This window comes from Microbacterium sp. bgisy207, from assembly GCF_057706855.1.
The window spans coordinates 38,685-55,223 of record NZ_JBYIPB010000014.1 but is presented as its reverse complement, the minus strand read 5'-3'; the positions used below and the strand labels follow the sequence as shown (position 1 = coordinate 55,223).

11 protein-coding genes are annotated in these 16,539 nt (G+C 69.9%); all 11 read left to right on the top strand.

The window, feature by feature from the left end:
* Window positions 1-18: 18 nt before the first annotated feature.
* The 11 genes from pheS (at window position 19) to argH (ending at window position 16,535) form a co-directional block, all read left to right on the top strand.
* Window positions 19-1,083, top strand: a complete 1,065-nt coding sequence (gene pheS / locus AC3ENO_RS12915; RefSeq protein ID WP_434971006.1) for a phenylalanine--tRNA ligase subunit alpha — start codon at window positions 19-21, stop codon at window positions 1,081-1,083.
* Window positions 1,083-3,617, top strand: coding sequence for a phenylalanine--tRNA ligase subunit beta (gene pheT / locus AC3ENO_RS12910; protein ID WP_434971005.1), 2,535 nt, complete (start codon window positions 1,083-1,085; stop codon window positions 3,615-3,617). The genes pheS and pheT overlap by 1 nt, the downstream gene beginning before the upstream one ends.
* Before the next feature lie 144 nt (window positions 3,618-3,761).
* Window positions 3,762-6,659 (top strand): MMPL family transporter, encoded by a 2,898-nt coding sequence (locus AC3ENO_RS12905; RefSeq protein ID WP_434971004.1) that lies wholly within the window; start codon window positions 3,762-3,764, stop codon window positions 6,657-6,659.
* Window positions 6,656-8,488: a YhgE/Pip family protein gene (locus AC3ENO_RS12900; protein ID WP_434971003.1), complete on the top strand. Its 1,833-nt coding sequence runs from the start codon at window positions 6,656-6,658 to the stop codon at window positions 8,486-8,488. The genes AC3ENO_RS12905 and AC3ENO_RS12900 overlap by 4 nt, the downstream gene beginning before the upstream one ends.
* A gap of 242 nt (window positions 8,489-8,730) precedes the next feature.
* On the top strand, window positions 8,731-9,774 hold the full coding sequence (argC, locus tag AC3ENO_RS12895; protein ID WP_434971002.1) for an N-acetyl-gamma-glutamyl-phosphate reductase: 1,044 nt from the start codon (window positions 8,731-8,733) through the stop codon (window positions 9,772-9,774).
* Window positions 9,771-10,928, top strand: coding sequence for a bifunctional glutamate N-acetyltransferase/amino-acid acetyltransferase ArgJ (gene argJ, locus AC3ENO_RS12890; protein ID WP_434971001.1), 1,158 nt, complete (start codon window positions 9,771-9,773; stop codon window positions 10,926-10,928). Before argC ends, argJ begins: the two co-directional genes overlap by 4 nt.
* Window positions 10,925-11,824: an acetylglutamate kinase gene (gene argB / locus AC3ENO_RS12885; RefSeq protein WP_434971000.1), complete on the top strand. Its 900-nt coding sequence runs from the start codon at window positions 10,925-10,927 to the stop codon at window positions 11,822-11,824. Before argJ ends, argB begins: the two co-directional genes overlap by 4 nt.
* 28 nt (window positions 11,825-11,852) lie before the next feature.
* Complete coding sequence (locus AC3ENO_RS12880) at window positions 11,853-13,127, top strand: acetylornithine transaminase (RefSeq protein WP_434970999.1); 1,275 nt, start codon at window positions 11,853-11,855, stop codon at window positions 13,125-13,127.
* Window positions 13,124-14,047 carry an ornithine carbamoyltransferase gene (argF, locus tag AC3ENO_RS12875; RefSeq protein ID WP_434970998.1) on the top strand — a complete coding sequence of 308 codons (924 nt, stop codon included), beginning with the start codon at window positions 13,124-13,126 and terminating at the stop codon, window positions 14,045-14,047. Before AC3ENO_RS12880 ends, argF begins: the two co-directional genes overlap by 4 nt.
* Window positions 14,026-15,111, top strand: a complete 1,086-nt coding sequence (locus AC3ENO_RS12870) for a heparan-alpha-glucosaminide N-acetyltransferase domain-containing protein (protein WP_434970997.1) — start codon at window positions 14,026-14,028, stop codon at window positions 15,109-15,111. The genes argF and AC3ENO_RS12870 overlap by 22 nt, the downstream gene beginning before the upstream one ends.
* Window positions 15,108-16,535 (top strand): argininosuccinate lyase, encoded by a 1,428-nt coding sequence (argH, locus tag AC3ENO_RS12865; RefSeq protein WP_434970996.1) that lies wholly within the window; start codon window positions 15,108-15,110, stop codon window positions 16,533-16,535. The genes AC3ENO_RS12870 and argH overlap by 4 nt, the downstream gene beginning before the upstream one ends.
* The last annotated feature ends 4 nt before the right edge of the window (window positions 16,536-16,539 follow it).

Below are 16,539 nucleotides of genomic sequence, written 5' to 3'. Positions count from 1 at the left end.
TCGGTAGACTCGTCTCTCGTGTCTGATGCTGCCGGCCCCGAGGCTTCTCGCCCTCCCGTGATCACCCCCGAGGCGGTGGAGTCCGCTGTCTCCGATGCGCTGACAGCGATCGCCGCCGCCGACGACACCGCCTCGCTCAAGGCTGCTCGCGCGGCCCATGTCGGCGAGGGGTCGCCGCTTGCCCGCCTCAATGCGACGCTTCGCGATGTCGCCCCCGACCGCAAGGCCGAGTTCGGAAAGCTCATCGGGCAGGCGCGCGGTCGAGTCACGCAGGCGCTCGGTGCCCGCGAAGCGGAGGTCGAGGCCGCCGAACTGCGGGCCCGACTGGAGGCAGAGGCCATCGACGTCACCGCGCTGCCCACGCGCGCCCGCGTCGGCGCCCGGCATCCACTGACCCTTCTCCAGGAGGAGATCGCGGATGTGTTCGTCGGGATGGGCTGGGAGGTCGCCGAAGGCCCCGAGCTCGAACACGAGTGGTTCAACTTCGACGCCCTGAACTTCGACGTCGACCACCCCGCGCGCCAGATGCAGGACACGTTCTTCGTCGACCCCGTGGATCGGCATCTGGTCATGCGCACACACACGAGCCCCGTGCAGGTGCGTTCGATGCTCGACCGCGAGCTGCCCGTCTACGTCGTGTGCCCCGGGCGGGTGTACCGGACCGACGAGTTCGACGCCACCCACCTGCCGGTCTTCTCGCAGGTCGAGGGCCTCGTGATCGACAAGGGCATCACGATGGCCCACTTGAAGGGCACTCTCGACCACTTCGCGCGCGTCCTGTTCGGACCCGAGGCCAAGACCCGCCTGCGCACGAACTACTTTCCGTTCACCGAGCCCTCCGCCGAGCTCGATCTCTGGCACCCCACCTTCAAGGGTGGCGCCCGCTGGATCGAGTGGGGCGGGTGCGGCATGGTCAACCCGAACGTCCTGCGCGCGGCGGGCATCGACCCGGAGGAGTACTCCGGCTTCGCCTTCGGCATGGGGATCGAGCGCACGCTCATGTTCCGCAGCGACGTCAAGGACATGCGGGACATGGCCGAGGGTGATATCCGCTTCAGCGAGCAGTTCGGGATGGTGGTGTGATGCGCGTTCCGCTGTCGTGGCTGCGTGAGTTCGTCGAGGTTCCCGCCGAGGCGACGCCGGAGGACATTCTGGCCTCGCTCGTGTCGGTCGGGTTCGAGGAGGAGGACATCCACCGCTTCGAGCTGTCCGGCCCGATCGTTGTCGGCGAGGTGCTCGAGTTCGTCGCTGAGCCCCAGTCCAACGGCAAGACGATCCGGTGGTGCCAGGTCCGGGTCGCCGACGGCGAGGGCACGGATGCCGAGCCTGCCGTCCGCGGCATCGTGTGCGGCGCCAGCAACTTCTTCGTCGGCGACAAGGTCGTCGTGACCCTCCCGGGTGCGGTGCTTCCCGGACCCTTCCCGATCGCGGCGCGCAAGACCTACGGGCACGTGTCGGATGGGATGATCGCTTCGGCCAAGGAGCTCGGACTCGGGCAGGACCACTCCGGCATCCTTCGGCTGGTCGAACTCGGCATCGATGCTCCCGTCGGGTCGGACGCGATCGCGCTGCTGGGACTGGACGATGAAGCGGTCGAGATCAACGTGACTCCCGACCGCGGCTACGCCCTGTCGATCCGCGGTGTCGCCCGGGAATACGCACACGCGACCGGCGCTGCGTTCCGCGACCCGGCCGACCGGCCGTGGCCGGAGGTCGACCCGGGAGAGGGTTTCCCGCTCAGCGTCGAGGACGCGAGTCCCATTCGTGGTCGGGTCGGTGCCACTGAGTTCGTTGCCCGCCTGGTGCGCGACGTGGATGCCTCCAAGCCCACTCCGCCGTGGATGATCACCCGGCTGGCCCTGGCCGGCATCCGTCCCCTCGGCATCCTGATCGACATCACCAACTACGTGATGCTCGAGCTGGGAAACCCCATCCACGGCTACGACTACGACGCCCTGCGCGGGGGCATCACCGTCCGCCGCGCCCGTGCCGGCGAGAAGCTCGAGACACTCGACGGGCAGGTCCGCACGCTCGACCCCGAGGACCTGCTCATCACCGACGAGTCCGGACCCATCGGGCTGGCGGGTGTCATGGGCGGAGCAACCACCGAGATGGGCCCCGCCACCCGCAACGTCCTGATCGAGGCCGCGACCTTTGACCCCGTCTCGATCGCGCGTACGGCCCGCCGCCACAAGCTCCCCTCGGAAGCGTCGCGCCGTTTCGAACGGGGCGTCGATCCCGCCATCCCGTTCGTCGCCGCACGCCGCGTCGCCGATCTCATGGTGCAGCTGGCCGGGGGGACACTCGATGAGTCGTTCGGCGGCGCCCTTCGCGCAGGCCATGAGCAGCCGGCGATCGAGCTGCCCCGTGGATTCGTGTCCGGGCTCATCGGTGTCGACTACACCCCGGATCAGATCGTCGAGGCACTGCGTCTGATCGGCTGCGACCTCGAGGACGCCGGGGTGGACCCGAGCGCGCCCTGGCTCGTCTTCCCACCGTCGTGGCGCCCGGACCTCACCGACCGGTGGACACTGGCCGAGGAGGTCGCGCGGATCCACGGGCTCGACCAGGTGCCCTCCGTCCTGCCGACGCCGCCCTCCGGCCGCGGGCTGACGCCTGCCCAGCGTGCGCGGCGCCGCGTCTCCAACGCCCTGGCCGCGGCCGGCTACGTCGAGACGCCGTCGTTCCCGTTCGCGACCGCCGAGGACAACGACCTCCACGGCAGTGCCGACGGTTCGCGCCTCCCGAGCGTCAAACTCGCCAATCCGCTCGACGGCCAGCTTCCGTTCCTGCGCCGCTCGCTCATTCCGGGACTGCTTCAGGTCGCCCACCGCAACCTCTCGCGCGGTCTCGTGGATCTTGCCCTGTTCGAGACCGGCGTCGTGTTCCTGCCGTCCGAGGGAGTCGAGTACGGCACACCGTTCGTTCCGCCCCTGGGCGTTCGGCCGGATGCGTCCACGCTCGCCGCGCTCGACGCCTCGATCCCACCGCAGCCGCGTCACGTCGCGATTCTGCTGACGGGCATGCGCGTCGCGAAGCAGCCCGGGCAAGCTCCGGAACCGGCAGACCTCGCCGACGTCGTCGATGCGGTTCGCACCGTGGCCGCGGCGGCCGGGGTCGACGTGCACATCGTGCAGACGCGGCGCGCGGCGCTGCATCCGGGCCGTGCGGGCGAGGTCCGGGTCGGCGATGTCGCGATCGGCTACGTCGGCGAACTCCTGCCTTCCGTCGCGGCCGCCGCCGACCTGCCCGGTCGCGTCGTCGTCGCCGAGCTCGATCTCGACGCGGCGCTGTCCCTCGCGGGGGAGCGGGTCGTGGCGGCCTCCCTGTCCGGTTTTCCCGCCGCGACGCAGGATGTCTCCCTCGTGGTGTCGACGCAGATCCCGGCCGGAGACGTCGAGGCTGCGCTTGTCGCGGGCAGCGGCGACCTGCTCGAGGCGGTCCGGCTCGTCGACGACTACCGTGGGACCGGCATCCCGGAGGGGACGAAGAGCCTGACCTTCGCTCTGCGCTTCCGTGCGCCGGATCGCACCCTCACGGCAGCGGAGGCGACGGAGGCAAAGCTCGCCGGCGTCGCCGTCGCTGCGGAGCGCGTCGGAGCCCGCATCCGCGAGTGACGCATCGCGCGCCCGCCTCCGGTGGCGCGGCGACGCGGAAGCCAGATCCCACGGCAGCATGATCGGCCCGCTACGCTGGCGGACGGGTCTGGGCACGGGTGCCGGGCCCCCCTTTCGACGACGACCTGGACAGGAGTTGTGGCGATGTCCTCGTTCTTGTACCGGGTAGGACGCTTCGCCGCCCGCCGACGATGGACGGTCATCCTGGTGTGGCTGGCCGTCGTGGTCGGCGCCTCGGCGCTGGCCGGTGCCTTGGGCAACCACCTCCAGTCGAGCTTCACCGTTCCGGGCACCCAGGCGCAGTCCGCCCTGGATGCCCTCGAGCAGCGATTCCCGCAGATCAGCGGCGCGAGTGCGAAAGTCGTCGTCGCGGCGCCGTCGGGCGAGGATGTCTCGACGAGCCAGGATCTCGTCGTGGCAGCCTGTGAGGACATCGCCGCGCTCGAGGACGTCGTGGCCGTCACCTGCCCGTACCCGATGGCCGCAAGCGGGTCGACTGCCGCGTCGGATGGTGCCGCATCGCAGATCTCCGCGAACGGCGACATGGCGTTCATCTCGGTGCAGCTGTCGGTCGCCGCAACAGATATCCCCGATACGCTCGTGAGCTCCGTGTCGGCGGCCACGGAGCCGCTCGCGAATGCCGGACTGACCGTTGCGGTGTCGGGGTTGGCTGCCAGTTCGTCATCCGGAGTCGACTGGACCGAACTCATCGGGATGGGTGTCGCGTACCTTGTCCTGGCCATCACGTTCGGATCCCTCATCGCCGCGGGCATTCCGCTGGTGACCGCGGCGCTGGGCGTCGGGCTGTCCGCGAGCGCCATCACGATCGTCGCCGCGCTCGCGCCCGTTTCGTCGACGGCGCCGGTCCTCGCGACGATGCTGGGGCTTGCCGTCGGCATCGATTACGCGCTCCTGATCACCTCGCGGCACCGTGACAATCTGCGCGAGGGGATGGATCCCGCCGAGTCGGTCGCGGTCGCGATCGCGACAGCGGGCACCGCCGTCGTCTTCGCCGGAATGACCGTCATGATCGCTCTGGTCGGGCTGGGAGTGGCGGGCATACCGTTCCTCACCGTCATGGGGCTCGGTGCTGCCGGCGCCGTCCTGACCGCGCTCCTGGTCGCGGTGACGCTGCTCCCGGCGATCCTCTCGCTCCTGGGACACCGACTGGTTCCGCGAGGTCGCGCCGCGCGCCACGGCACTGCTCCGGTGCGTACCGCGCGGTGGGTGAAGATCGTCACCGCTCAGCCTCTGCTCACGGCGATCGGTGTTGCGGCGGCACTGGCGGTGCTCGCCATTCCGGCATCCGGACTGCGGCTGACCCTCCCGGATGCCGGGTACGACCCGCCGGGGTCCGAGGCACGGGTCGCCTACGACCTGCTCGACACCGGCTTCGGCCCCGGATTCAACGGGCCGCTGCTCGTGACGGCCGATATCTCTCGGACGCTTCAGATCGAGCAGGCGCTCGACGCCCTCGACGATGCGTTCCAGAACGTTCCCGGCGTTGCTGCGGTATCGCAGGCGTTCCCCAACGAAGCGCTCGATATGGCTGTCGTGACGATCACTCCCGACAGTTCGCCCTCCTCCGACCAGACCGCCCAGCTCGTCCAGACCCTGCGCGACCAGGCACCGGCGTTCGAGGCGGCCCACGGATTCACGTACGAGATCACGGGTCAGACAGCTCTTGCGATCGACATCTCCGACCGGCTCGCGGCCGCGATGCTGCCGTTCGCGATCGTCGTCGTCGGCTTGAGCCTGGTCCTGCTCACAATCATGTTCCGCTCCCTCGCGGTGCCGATCACGGCGACGTTCGGGTACCTGCTGACCGTGGGCGCAGGCCTGGGGGTTGCCACTGTCGTCTTCGAATGGGGGTGGGGCGCGTCGCTGCTCGGAGTCGGCAAGGTCGGACCAGTCATCAGCTTCATGCCGATCCTCGTCATGGCGGTGCTGTTCGGACTCGCCATGGACTACCACGTGTTCCTCGTCTCCCGGATGCGGGAACGATTCGTCGACTCCGGGGATGCGCGTGCGTCCGTTCTCGACGGCTTCTCGGCGTCGGCGCGTGTCATCACCGTGGCCGCGCTCATCATGTTCTCGGTGTTCTTCTCCTTCGTGCCCGGCGGAAACGCCATCATCCAGCCGATCGCCCTTGCGCTGGCCATCGGCGTGCTCATCGACGCCTTCGTCGTGCGGATGACGCTTATTCCCGCGCTCATGGCACTGCTGGGCGCGCACGCCTGGTGGCTTCCGCGGTGGCTCGACGCTCTCCTCCCGGATGCCGATATCGAGGGTGAGGCGGTTCGTCGGATGCTCGACCAGCGGGCGTGGCGCGAGGCCGACAGGGACGTCCGCGGCGACGGCATCCACGCGCACGAGGCAACGTTCGGCGACTCCGCACCGGTCACCGTGGATCTTCCGCGGGCCGGCGTGCTGGTCGTTCACGGCCCCGAGGCCGCGGCAGTATGCGCGGGCCTGGCCGGGCGCCTGCCCGACATCCGTGGCGATCTGGCCGTGGGCGGCCGCCTCATCCCGTTCGAGCGTGAACCGCTCTCACGCGTATCGACCCTCGTCCCCGCGATTCCGGCCCCGACCGATGCGAGCACTCTCGCGGAGCACGTGCGCCGCCTCATCCGACTCGACGGGGGAAAGGGCGATCGGCGGGCGCGCGCGCGTCGCGCGATCGAGATCTGGAGCGACTTGCGTGCTGACCCACGGGTGCTCGAGCAGATCGACGTGCCGATGTCGCTGCTCGACGAGAGCCAGCGCTGGACGCTCGATGCCGCCGCAGCGCTTGCGTGCGCAGCCGACGTGACGGTGCTGGACATGCGCCGCCGGCCCGACCAGGCGGCGCTGCTGGAGAGCGTCCTGCGGGCCGCATCCTCGTCGACGACGCTCGTGCTCGCCGTGGACGACGCCCTCGTCGACCTGGCCGCCCTCCCTGCCGTCGCAACGTCGGTGCGACGCGAAGTGCGCGTTGTTCGAGCGCTGCATACCGCGAGCAGCCGCGGCGCCCTCGAACCTGCGAGCGAGGTGATCGTGTGACCGGGTTATCGAGCCTGCTGGTCGGTGGGGGACGCGGAAGGGCGATCGCGCTCGCGGTCTTCGCGATCGTCATCCCGCTGCTGGTGATGCTGACGCTCCTGCCGCGTCCGACCCAGGAACAGGTGCCGGTCGCGGTCGTGAACCTCGATGTCCCGATCGAGAACGGCGGTACTCCCGTGGCCGCCGGCAAGCTCGTAACCGAGAATCTGCTCACCGCAAACGACGGCATCGCCTGGACCCTGACGGATGCGGCGACAGCCGATCAGGGTCTCGCCATGGGCACGTACCTCGCGGTCGTCACGATTCCCGCAGACTTCTCGAAGGATGTCGCAACTCTCGGCACCGATGCGCCGACTCAGGCCCAGCTGAGCGTGCAGACCAGCACCCGCCACGGATATCTCTCGGGTGTGCTCGCCGAGGCCCTGGCCGCGGGCTTGCCGCGGGGCGTCGAGGCTCAGCTGACCTCCGGGTACGTGACGGGCACGCTGGATGCGTTCGCCGAGCTACACAGCGGCATCAGCCAGGCCGCCGGGGGAGCGGGAGAGCTCGCGACCGGCATCCGGGGCGCCGCCGACGGCGCGCAGATCCTGACACAGGGACAGCGAGAGCTCGTCACGGGCTTGGAGGGCATCGGTACGGTCCTGCGCGCCCTGCCGGACGGGGTCCGCGATCTGGGTGCGCTCAGCGCGGCAGCCGGGTCGGATGCCGCGGCCCTGGCCGGCTCACTGGCCGGCGCCGCGCTCGAGGCGGAGGCACTCTCGCTCGCGCAGGATCTCGGAGTCGCCGACCTCGACGTGATCGCCGCGCTGATCTCGGCCGACCCGACCGCCCCCGCGGGCGATCTGCTCGACGATATCCTCGCGCTGCGCGCCGGTGCGGCAGCGATCGCCGCCGACCTGGACGGCCAGGCCGGCGCTCTGGCGAGCGATGCCGTCGACGCGGCAGAGCTTGCCGTCGGCGCGGATGTCGTCGCCGACCTGGCAGGCCCCGCGGCATCGGCACTCACAGAACTCGCCACCGCGCAACAGGCCGCGGTGGCGGGCGCGTCGGATCTGGCAACGGGCATGGCCGACCTCGCGAGCGGACTCGACGCCGCCGCGGCCGGGGCTGCCGACCTGGCGGGCGGACTGGATGCTGCGGCATCCGACATCCCCGACTACTCCGCCGCCCAGCAGCAGAGCATCGCGAACGTCGTCGCCTCACCCATCGGGGTCACGACCACGAGCATCGGGGGGCCCGACACCGCGCTCGCCGCCGCGGTCGCCGCACTGGCGCCGGTATCGCTGTGGCTCGGCGCGCTCGCGACGTTCCTGGTGGTCGCGCCGTTCGCGCGGGCCTCGCTGATCACCCCCGCGACCCCGGCGCACCTCGCGGCGGACGCCGCGCTCGTGGTGATCGGCGTCGCCGCCGTGCAGTCGCTGCTGGTCTGGCTCGGCATCGCCGTCCTGGGCGTCGCCCCCGACCGCATCGCGGTGGCCTTCGCGCTCACGCTTGCCGCGGCCGTGTCTTTCGCCCTGTTCCACCAGGCCCTCACGGCGCTGTTCGGCCGCGCCGGACTCATCGTGTCGGTGCTGGCGCTGGGCATCCAGCTCGTGGCCGCCGGCACGCTGCAGCCGGTCACCGACGGGTCGCTCGCCGCCACGCCGTTCTCGATCCTCCCGCTGAGTCTTGCCTTGCAGGGGGCGGACGCGCTGGTCGGAGGGTCGCTGCACGAGGTCCTCGGAACGGCGATCGGTCTGCTCTTGTGGAGCGTGCTCGCGTTCGTTGGCACGATCGTCGGTGTCCGTCGCGCGCGGGCGCGGGCGGTGAGCGCGCTGCTGCCGGCGTGACCTATGACCTAGACCCGTGTCGATTTGCGGCGCGGGCGCCCGGATCGGTACTCTCGCGACATGTTCTCGGCACGGCACGGCTTCGTCGCTCCCGCGGCGACAGTCGCCATGCTGCGCCGACGCCTGGGCGGTCGCCGACTCTAGGCGACCCCGCTGCGCGCGCGTGCGTGAGCGGCGTCGCCACCTCCGGCTCAGACCCCGTGCTTCGATGCACGACAGACCCAGACAATAAGGTGGAAGCCATGACCTACTCGGTCGCCGTCTCGGGCGCATCCGGATACGCCGGCGGCGAGATCCTGCGGCTGCTGGCCCAGCATCCCGATGTCGAGATCCGCACCGTCACCGCCCACTCCAACGCGGGACAGCCGCTTGCCGTCCATCAGCCGCACCTGCGGTCGCTGGCGCACCTGACGCTGCAAGAGACCACCCCGGAGGTTCTCGCCGGCCACGACATCGTCGTGCTGGCACTGCCGCACGGGCAGTCCGGTCAGTACACGGATGCCTTGGACGAGGTGCCGCTGGTCATCGACGCCGGTGCGGACCACCGATTGCGCGACGCGTCAGCGTGGCAGCAGTTCTACGACGGCCCGCACCACGCCCCGTGGACGTACGGAGTCCCGGAGCTTCCCGTCGGAGGAGGCAAGATCCGCGACAGCCTGGTCGGTGCGACCCGGATCGCTGCTCCCGGCTGCAACGCGTCGACCGTGAGCCTGTCGCTTGCCCCCGGCGTCGCGGCGGGCGTCATCGATTCGAGCGACATCGTCAGCGTCCTCGCGGTGGGGCCGTCGGGGGCGGGCAAGAGCCTCAAACCGCACCTCCTGGCCAGTGAAGTGCTCGGCAGCGCGAACCCGTACGCGGTGGGCGGCACCCACCGGCATATCCCCGAGATCCGTCAGGCGCTCGAGGATGCGGGAGCCGCTGACGTGCGGATCTCGTTCACCCCCGTCATCGTGCCGATGGCGCGGGGGATCCTCGCGACCTCGACGGCTCCCCTCGCGGCGGATGCGACGGATGCCGACATCCGCGCGGCGTGGGAGGCAGCGTACGCCGACGAACCGTTCGTCCAGCTCCTGCCTGACGGCCACTTCCCTCGGACAGCGGACGTCGTCGGGGCCAACACGGCGCTCCTCGGTCTTGCCGTCGACAGATCTGCGGGTCGAGTGGTGGTGGTCGCGGCAGTGGACAACCTCGTCAAGGGAACCGCAGGCGCCGCCGTGCAGTCCATGAACATCGCGCTCGGCCTCCCGGAAGGCCGCGCCCTCACCATGAACGGAGTCGCGCCGTGAGCGTCACCGCGCCCGCAGGGTTCCACGCGGCGGGGGTCGCCGCCGGGCTCAAGTCCACCGGCAATCCCGACGTCGCCGTCGTCGTCAATCGCGGCCCGCGGAAAGTCGGGGCGGCGGTGTTCACCAGCAACCGTGCCAAGGCGAACCCGATCCTCTGGTCCCAGCAGGCGATCCGGGACGGCGTGGTGGAAGCGATCGTGCTCAACTCCGGCGGCGCGAACTGCTTCACCGGATCGTTCGGTTTCCAGACCGCTCACCTCACTGCGGAGCGGGCTGCCGAACTGCTCGGGGTGAGCGCGGGGGACATCCAGGTGTGCTCGACGGGTCTGATCGGCACGGGCGACCAGGCCTTCCGCGATCGGGTGCTCGCGGGAACCGAGGCCGCGATCAGCGCGCTCTCGGCCGACGGCGGCGGCGACGCGGCCCGGGCGATCATGACGACCGACTCGCGGCCGAAAGAGTCGACCCACCGCGGCGAGGGCTGGACGATCGGCGGCATGGCCAAGGGGGCGGGGATGCTCGCGCCGGGGCTGGCCACCATGCTCGTGGTGCTCACGACCGACGCGGTGCTCACCGCTGACGAGGCCGACCGGCACCTGCGGGCCGCGACCCGCGTGAGCTTTGACCGGCTCGATTCCGACGGCTGCATGTCGACGAACGACCAGGTCACGCTGATGGCCAGCGGCGCCAGCGGCGTCGTGCCGGATCCCGATGCCTTCCGGGCCGCGATCATCGCCGTCTGCACGGACCTGGCGATCCAGCTCCAGTCCGACGCCGAGGGCGCCAGCCATGACATCGCCATCGAGGTGATCCACGCGGCATCCGAGGACGACGCGGTCGAGGTAGGGCGCGCGGTCGCCCGGAACAACCTTTTCAAGGCGGCGATCTTCGGCAACGACCCCAACTGGGGGCGGGTGCTCGCGGCGATCGGTACGACGGCTGCCGAGTTCGACCCCTACGCCGTGGACGTCACGATGAACGGCGTCCGCGTCTGCTCGGCCGGAGAGCCCGACCAGCCGCGGGAGCTCGTGGACCTCACGCCGCGCGCGACGACGGTGCTCATCGACCTGAAGGCCGGCGAGGCCTCGGCGACCATCTACACGAACGATCTGACCCACGACTACGTCCACGAGAACAGCGCCTACTCGTCATGACCGACCTGCAAGAGACCACTCCCGATGAAGCCGCCGAGAAGGCGGCCGTCCTGATCGAGTCGCTCCCGTGGCTCAAGCGCTTCCGCGACCAGATCGTCGTGGTCAAGTACGGCGGCAACGCGATGGTGTCCGAGCAGTTGCAACGCACTGTGGCCGAGGACATCGCCTACCTCCGATATGTCGGCGTCAAGCCTGTCGTCGTGCACGGCGGCGGCCCCCAGATCTCGCGGATGCTCGATCGCCTCGACATTCCGAGCGAGTTCCAGGGTGGTTACCGCGTGACGAGCACCGAGGCGATCTCGGTCGTGAGAATGGTGCTGACCGGGCACATCAACCCGCAGCTGGTCTCGCAGATCAACGCGCACGGTCCGTTCGCCAGCGGTCTGTCCGGGGAGGACGCGGGGCTGTTCGGGGGGCGTCGGCGCGGCGTGGTCGTCAACGGCGAAGAGGTCGACCTCGGTTCGGTGGGCGATGTCGTCGAAGTGAATCCCGCAGCCGTCCTGGATCATCTCGCCGCCGGTCGAATCCCCGTCGTCTCTTCCATCGCTCCCGACCTTGACCGGCCGGGGCACACACTCAACGTGAACGCTGACGCTGCCGCCGCCGCGCTCGCTGTCGCGCTCGATGCCGCCAAGCTCGTCATCCTCACCGATGTCCCGGGCCTGTACGCGGACTGGCCCAACCGTGACTCGCTCGTCTCGCACCTCACGTCGACGGAACTGCGGCGGATGATGCCCAGCCTCGAGTCGGGGATGGTGCCCAAGATGCAGGCGTGCCTGGATGCGGTGGACGGGGGAGTGGATACTGCCGCGATCATCGATGGTCGTGTGCCTCACTCCCTGCTGATCGAAGTGTTCACGAGCAAAGGCATTGGAACCGAAGTGGTGCGCGGATGAGCGGGCACCCGAGACGAGGAGAAGCGCAATGACCGACGGAACGATGACACAGGCGTCGTGGCTGCACGATGCCCGCCGTGATCTTCTGGCCAACGCCGGTGACCGTCTCGCCCTGTTCGTTCGCGGCGAGGGTGCGTATCTGTGGGATGACACCGGCAAGCGCTACCTGGACTTCCTCGCAGGCATCGCGGTCAACTCTCTCGGACACGCGCACCCGGCGTTCGTCGAGGCGATCGCGGCGCAGGCGGCGACGCTGGCTCACGTGTCGAACTACTTCGCGACCCCGCCGCAGCTCGCGCTCGCGGCTCGACTCAAGCGCCTCGCCGGCACGGGCGAGTCCGGGCGCGTCTACTTCTCCAACTCCGGCGCCGAGGCCAACGAAGCGGCGTTCAAGCTCGCCCGGCTCCACGGCGCGCCCCGAGACGGCGGCCCCGGTCGCCCCCGGATCCTCGCGCTGACGGATGCCTTCCACGGCCGGACCATGGGGACGCTCGCCCTGACCGGCAAGCCCTGGATGCAGGAGCCCTTCCTACCGATGGTTCCCGGGGTCGAGTTCCTCGACTCGACGATCGACGCGCTCGAGGCCGCCCTCGACGACTCGGTCGCGGCGCTCATTCTCGAGCCGATCAAGGGCGAGGCGGGGGTTCTGCCCCTTCCCGAGGGCTATCTCGAAGCCGCCCGCGACCTCACCCGCCGGCATGGCGCCCTGCTCATCCTCGACGAGATCCAGACCGGTGCCGGGCGCACAGGTGAATGGTTCGCGTTCCAGCACGCCGGCATCACCCCTGATGCGATCACGGTCGCCAAGGGCATCGGTGGGGGCTTCCCGATCGGTGCGCTCATCACCTACGGCGACGCCAGCGAGCTGTTCTACCCCGGCACGCACGGCTCGACCTTCGGCGGCAACGCGTTGGGAACCGCGGTCGCCGGTGCCGTGCTCGATGAGATCGAGCGCGGCGACCTGCTGGCCAATGCGCGTACGCGCGGTGCCCAGCTGCGCGAGGGGATCCTCGGGATCGGCTCGCCGCTGGTCACCGGATGCCGCGGGCAGGGCCTTCTCCTGGGCGTTGCGCTCGCGCGTCCGGTCGCAAAGGCTGTCGTCGCCGCCGCTCAGGAGCATGGGCTCATCGTCAATGCGCCCAACGACGAGACGATCCGGATCGCGCCCGCCCTGACCATCGGCGACGTCGAGGTCGATGAGTTCCTGTCCCTGTTCACTGCCGCGCTGGCTACGGTGGCCGATGCTCTGATGCTCGACGAGGTAACCGGGCAATCCACCGATGAGAGGGAGGCTGCACGATGACCCGCCACCTGCTGCGCGACGACGACCTCACGCCCGAGGAGCAGGCCGAGATCCTGGCGCTCGCGGCGGAGTTGAAGAAGGACCGCTGGAAGGTCCAGCCGCTGGCCGGTCCCCAGACCGTGGCGGTGATCTTCGACAAGTCGTCCACGCGGACCCGCGTCTCGTTCGCGGTCGGAATCGCCGACCTCGGTGGATCGCCCCTGATCATCTCGACCGCCAACAGTCAGCTCGGCGGCAAGGAGACCCCGGCCGACACAGCCCGCGTGCTCGAGCGCCAGGTCGCCGCCATCGTGTGGCGCACCTACGCTCAGGCCGGTCTGGAGGAGATGGCTGCCGGCACGCGCGTTCCCGTCATCAACGCCCTCAGCGACGACTTCCATCCGTGCCAGATCCTCGCCGACCTCCTGACGATCAAGGAGCACAAGGGCGAGCTCAGAGGTCTGACGCTGGCCTTCTTCGGCGACGGTCGCACCAACATGGGGCAGTCCTACGTCTTGGGCGGGGTCACCGCGGGGATGCATGTGCGGGTCGCGTCTCCGGTCGAGTACGCGCCGCGAGAGGATGTCGTGGCCGACGCCGACCGCCGCGGAGCACAGACCGGGGGATCCGTGGTCCTCTACACCGACCCCAACGAGGCGGCAGCCGGCGCCGACATCATCGTCACGGACACGTGGGTGTCGATGGGCAAGGAGGACGAGAAACTCCAGCGCCTGCGCGACCTCACACCCTACAAGGTGTCGCAGGAACTCATGAGCCTTGCCAAAGACGATGCGATCTTCATCCATTGTCTGCCCGCAGATCGCGGCTACGAGGTAGACGCCGAGGTCATCGACGGACCGCAGAGTGTCGTGTGGGACGAAGCCGAGAACCGGCTCCACGCGCAGAAGGCACTGCTGGTGTGGCTGCTGCAGCAGCAGTAGGAGCGCGGGTCGTCGCGAACCTGCGCCGCCTCGACGGACCACCGAGGATCCCCGGGATCGATCTGGCACGCGGACTGGCCGTCATCGGGATGCTCGCCGCGCACCTGTACGAGTTGCCCGAGGTCGTGTGGACCGATCCCACGACGTGGGGCGGGATCGCCGGTGGCCGGTCATCGATCCTGTTCGCGACGCTTGCCGGTGTCTCGATCTCGATCGTGACGGCCGGCCCGGGGGCTCCGCGACGGCCCGGGCGATGGCTTGCCTGGCGCGCTCTGGTGCTGTGGGTTCTCGGCATCATCCTGATCCTCACGGGCGTCCCGGTGTTCGTCATCCTGCCCGCGTACGCGATTCTCTTCGCGGCGGCGATCCCGTTCGTGGGCGTTCGGCGCGGGGTGCTGTGGATCTGGGCGGGCGCGATCGCGCTCGTCGTTCCCTGGGTGCTCCCGCCGATCGAGTCCGCCGCCTTCTGGGACAGCGCACCGGGAGAGGCGGTGTTCCTGCTGACGGGCTGGGCATACCCGGCGCCGCTGTGGCTGGCCTTCCTCCTCGCGGGCATGGCCATCGGGAGGCTCGATCTCACCCGGCCCGCCGTGCTGTGGGCCCTCACTGGAGCGGGCCTGGTGCTCGCGCTGGGCGCGGAGACCCTCGCTGCCGTCGTGCCGGTGGGCGGCACGGGCTACCTGGCCCAGGTCTGGCGTGCCACCGCGCACAGCGGCGGCATCCTGGAAGTGTGGGGATCCGGGGGCTTCGTCGTCGCGGTGATGGCGCTCTGTATCCTCGTGTGCCGGACTGTGCTGCGGGCATTGCTGCTTCCCCTGCGCACGCTGGGCGCCATGCCGTTGACCGCATACTCGGCGCAGATCCTCGTCTGGGCGGCATGGGCGTTCCTCGCGCTGGGGACCACATCCGATCTCTTCGGGTTCCGCGCGCTGCATCCGTTCTGGCCGATGACGCTGGGGATCGTCGCCGCCTGCTTCGTCTGGGCGCTGCTGCTCGGGCGCGGCCCGCTCGAGCGGCTCGTCGACACGGTCTCCCGTCCGCGCGCGGATAGGCTGGCACGATGACCGCGACGGGTGATGCAACGCACGACGGCGCCCTGTGGGGCGCACGGTTCGCCTCGGGACCCTCGCCAGAGCTGGCGGCCCTGAGCGTCTCGACCCACTTCGACTGGGCGCTGGCCGCATACGACATCCAGGGGTCGAAAGCGCATGCCTCGGCGTTGGAAGCCGCGGGTTATCTCTCGCGCGACGACGCGGATCGGATGCGCGCCGGTCTTGACGAGCTCGCCGCCGCGGTCGCCGGTGGCAGGGTGGTCGCGCGCCCCCAGGACGAGGACGTGCACGGTGCCCTCGAGCAGGCGCTGATCGAGCTGATCGGCCCGGAACTCGGCGGGAAGCTGCGGGCAGGCCGCAGCCGGAACGACCAGATCGCCACGCTCGTCCGGATGTACCTGCTCGACCACGCGCGGACGATCGTGCGGGAGATCGTCCGCCTGATCGACGCGATCGTCGCACAGGCCGAGGCGCATCCCACCGCCATCATGCCCGGACGGACCCATCTGCAGCATGCGCAGCCGATCCTGCTGGCGCACCACCTTCTTGCGCACGCATGGCCTCTCGTGCGCGATCTCGAGCGGCTTCGCGACTGGTCTGCACGGGCGTCCGTTTCGCCGTACGGTGGGGGAGCTCTCGCCGGGTCGACCCTGGGTCTTGATCCCGCCCTCGTCGCCGCCGAGCTGGGTCTGTCGCGCCCCGCGGAGAATTCCCTCGATGGCACCGCCGCGCGCGATGTCGTCGCCGAGTTCGCGTTCGTCGCGGCTCAGATCGGTGTCGACCTGTCTCGTTTCGCCGAGGACATCATCATGTGGAACACCCGCGAGTTCGGCTTTGTCACCCTGGACGACGCGTACTCCACGGGGTCGAGCATCATGCCGCAGAAGAAGAACCCCGACATCGCGGAACTCGCGCGGGGGAAGGCGGGCCGGCTCATCGGAAACCTCACGGGGCTCCTTGCGACGCTCAAGGGGTTGCCGCTGGCATACAACCGCGACCTGCAGGAAGACAAGGAGCCGGTCTTCGACTCGGTGAGCACGCTGGAGCTCGTGCTCCCCGCCTTCGCGGGGATGGTCGCGACCCTGCGCTTCGACAGCGACCGGATGGCCGAGCTGGCGCCGCAGGGGTTCTCGTTGGCGACGGATGTCGCGGAGTGGCTGGTGCGGCAGGGGGTGCCGTTCCGGGACGCGCACGAGATCTCCGGTCGCCTCGTGCAGGTGTGCGAGGCCCGCGGGATCGGCCTCGAGGATGCGGATGACGACCTCCTCGCCGGGGTGTCACCGATGCTCACTCCCCGCGTTCGTGATGTGCTGACGATCGAGGGGTCGGTGCGCAGCCGGTCCGGTCGCGGGGGTACCGCACCGGATCGTGTCGCGGAGCAGCGCGAGGAACTCATCGCGCGGGTGCAGGCGCTCGCGCACGCGTTCGAGGTCTGACCGC

What these genes read in the sequence shown, in the direction of transcription:
- pheT (WP_434971005.1), top strand. Translation starts at nt 1,083, where the DNA reads ATGCGCGTTCCGCTGTCGTGGCTGCGTGAGTTCGTCGAGGTTCCCGCC.
- AC3ENO_RS12905 (WP_434971004.1), top strand. Translation starts at nt 3,762, where the DNA reads ATGTCCTCGTTCTTGTACCGGGTAGGACGCTTCGCCGCCCGCCGACGA.
- argC (WP_434971002.1), top strand. Translation starts at nt 8,731, where the DNA reads ATGACCTACTCGGTCGCCGTCTCGGGCGCATCCGGATACGCCGGCGGC.
- argH (WP_434970996.1), top strand. Translation starts at nt 15,108, where the DNA reads ATGACCGCGACGGGTGATGCAACGCACGACGGCGCCCTGTGGGGCGCA.
- argB (WP_434971000.1), top strand. Translation starts at nt 10,925, where the DNA reads ATGACCGACCTGCAAGAGACCACTCCCGATGAAGCCGCCGAGAAGGCG.
- AC3ENO_RS12880 (WP_434970999.1), top strand. Translation starts at nt 11,853, where the DNA reads ATGACCGACGGAACGATGACACAGGCGTCGTGGCTGCACGATGCCCGC.
- argF (WP_434970998.1), top strand. Translation starts at nt 13,124, where the DNA reads ATGACCCGCCACCTGCTGCGCGACGACGACCTCACGCCCGAGGAGCAG.